At 32.6% G+C, this 288-nt stretch carries 1 pseudogene; it reads left to right on the plus strand.

What is annotated here, in order from left to right:
• Positions 1 to 215 (plus strand): annotated as a pseudogene (locus K6T82_RS24235) (hypothetical protein); the annotation flags it as partial.
• Positions 216 to 288: the final 73 nt, after the last annotated feature.

Here is a 288-nt window from a genome sequence, read left to right on the forward strand (position 1 = left end):
AAGAAGAACTGGAGTATAAAGAAATAGATGATATTATAGCAGGCATAGAGGCTGAAATTATAGAGGTTGAAAAAGCGCTGGTTGAAGAAGCTGCCAATTTTACTGTTTTACCTGAGCTTTTAGCTAAAAAAGCAAAACTGGAAAAAGAACTGGAAACAAAAATGGAACGCTGGCTTTATTTGAATGACTTAGCGGAGCAAATAGCCAAACAGTAGATAATTTATAATAAATAATTTAAAGGCAATATTTCCTTAAGGTTTGCTATGTTTTATTTGTTTTTGTGCAGGA

Origin of the sequence: Flavobacterium potami, assembly GCF_020026915.1 — a bacterium.
Taxonomy (GTDB): domain Bacteria; phylum Bacteroidota; class Bacteroidia; order Flavobacteriales; family Flavobacteriaceae; genus Flavobacterium; species Flavobacterium potami.